This is a genomic window from Aestuariibacter sp. GS-14 (assembly GCF_006494365.1).
Lineage (GTDB): Bacteria > Pseudomonadota > Gammaproteobacteria > Enterobacterales > Alteromonadaceae > Alteromonas > Alteromonas mangrovi.
Genome location: NZ_VHIP01000040.1, coordinates 1 through 1638, shown reverse-complemented (window position 1 = coordinate 1638; position 1638 = coordinate 1). Strand labels below are relative to the sequence as shown.

The window sequence follows — 1638 nt, the reverse complement described above, 5'->3', positions numbered from 1 at the left end:
AGTTGTTGAAGTGGACGCAAGAGACATCGGCTCCTTTATCAAGCACATGCATGTGCGCCACTTAACAACCCCCGTTAGCCCCCATTCGTTAATGCTTTCAAAAATAAAAAATCGGGGCAGTGTTAACGCCGGTATCATTTCTCGTTTTAGCGTCCTACCTTCATAGGTTATTTTTGTTTCCAGGGCTATCAAGCAAACGTAGTAATTTCTTCCCGTGGTTTGCGCGGCGCGAGCAGTCTTTCGCTGTAAGCGGACGGTGCATTTATCCGCAATCGTATAGCGCAATTCTCAGCTTGCTTGGCAGCGCAGCTTTATTAGTTCCGGAAAATGGCTAACACAAAAATCAGTTGTTGTTTTTCTGGTGGTTGTTTAAGGTAAATGCAAATCAGGGAAGGGCAATTAAATAATGCAAACATCTTGGTACAAGGCAGCAAAGCTGCGAACGTTCAGTGTTGGGGCTAACAAAGCGCAGCACGGGACAATAACGCGCAGTTCCCCTTTTTTGCAAAGAGCGCAAAAAAGTGGCCCTTCGCTATTGCCCGTGTGCTAGGCGTTATATTCCAAGGATAAAAGTCTAAAAAAGGATGTTTAAATGAAACCTTATAAAAATATTACTACCCATCACTTGGGACTATTATTATTACTGGCAAGGGTTACAGCCTATGTTGGTTTTCTTTTAACTGTCGTCGCGATTATGGCTACCGCAATAGGCTTCGTCTCACTTGGTCTCACTAGTGTAATGCCAATGCTTGCTTTCTTCCCAATGGCAGTATCCGTATTGTTTTTCTCTGGCGTTATGGCAGCAATTGTCGCTTTTGAAGAAAGTTATAGAAAACGAACAGAGCACCATGTAAGCAGTAATGAAATATAACAAACCGCTGTAGACGCACGCGGGGCGTGCTGGGACAAAAACACGTGGGCTGTCCTCGCTCTGCTCGGCATTATAGCCCACATGTTTTTGCCCCTAAGCGGGGTGTTAGCAGCCATGAGAAAAATAGCATTCAGAAGCTTCATATCAACAGCGTTGGTTGTTCTTACTTTTTCTAGCTCAGCAGTTGATCAAAAGTTAAAAATAGATGCAGGTTCAGTAACAAAGGTATTTGACCTATATGAAAGCGGTGAATTAGAAGTGGTTCGGGAAAATACTTCGTTCATCTTTTATCTAAACGCCACAGTTATTCAGGATAATGAAGTACATGTCTTTTACCACTGCCAATTTAACGGTAACTTAGGTTTCAGTATGAATGAGTTGGCGGTTATATCTTTTCCAGTCAATGCTGGCCAAGGCTACTCTTGTGGTAGTAAGTACAGCAATATGTTCTTTCTATCCATAATTAATGAGTAAATGGCAGCTAACAAAACACTAAAGGCGCTCGCGCTGCTCGCTGGGACGCTAACACATGGGCTGCGTCACTTCGTTCCCAATTTTAGCCCATGTGTTATCGCCCCTTAGTGGGGTGTTATGCACCTTTGAGGATTGATTAATTGAAACATTTGGCATTCATTGTTTTCCTATTGTTGGTGAGTGTTCCAAGTTATTCTAGTCCTCAAATTCCAAAGGTCTTTCAAGGTACCTGGGATGCAAATGATGAAGCGTGTAAAACAAAATATAGCGATATGCGTCTCGTAATTAGTGCT

The 1638-nt window shown here is 42.8% G+C and carries 2 protein-coding genes; both read left to right on the top strand.

Going from position 1 to position 1638, the window contains the following annotated elements; genetic code table 11:
* Nucleotides 1-592: 592 nt before the first annotated feature.
* Nucleotides 593-871, top strand: coding sequence for a hypothetical protein (locus tag FJ444_RS21225; protein ID WP_140961942.1), 279 nt, complete (start codon nt 593-595; stop codon nt 869-871).
* A 114-nt stretch (nt 872-985) separates the two neighbouring features.
* Complete coding sequence (locus tag FJ444_RS21220) at nt 986-1345, top strand: hypothetical protein (RefSeq protein ID WP_140961940.1); 360 nt, start codon at nt 986-988, stop codon at nt 1343-1345.
* The last annotated feature ends 293 nt before the right edge of the window (nt 1346-1638 follow it).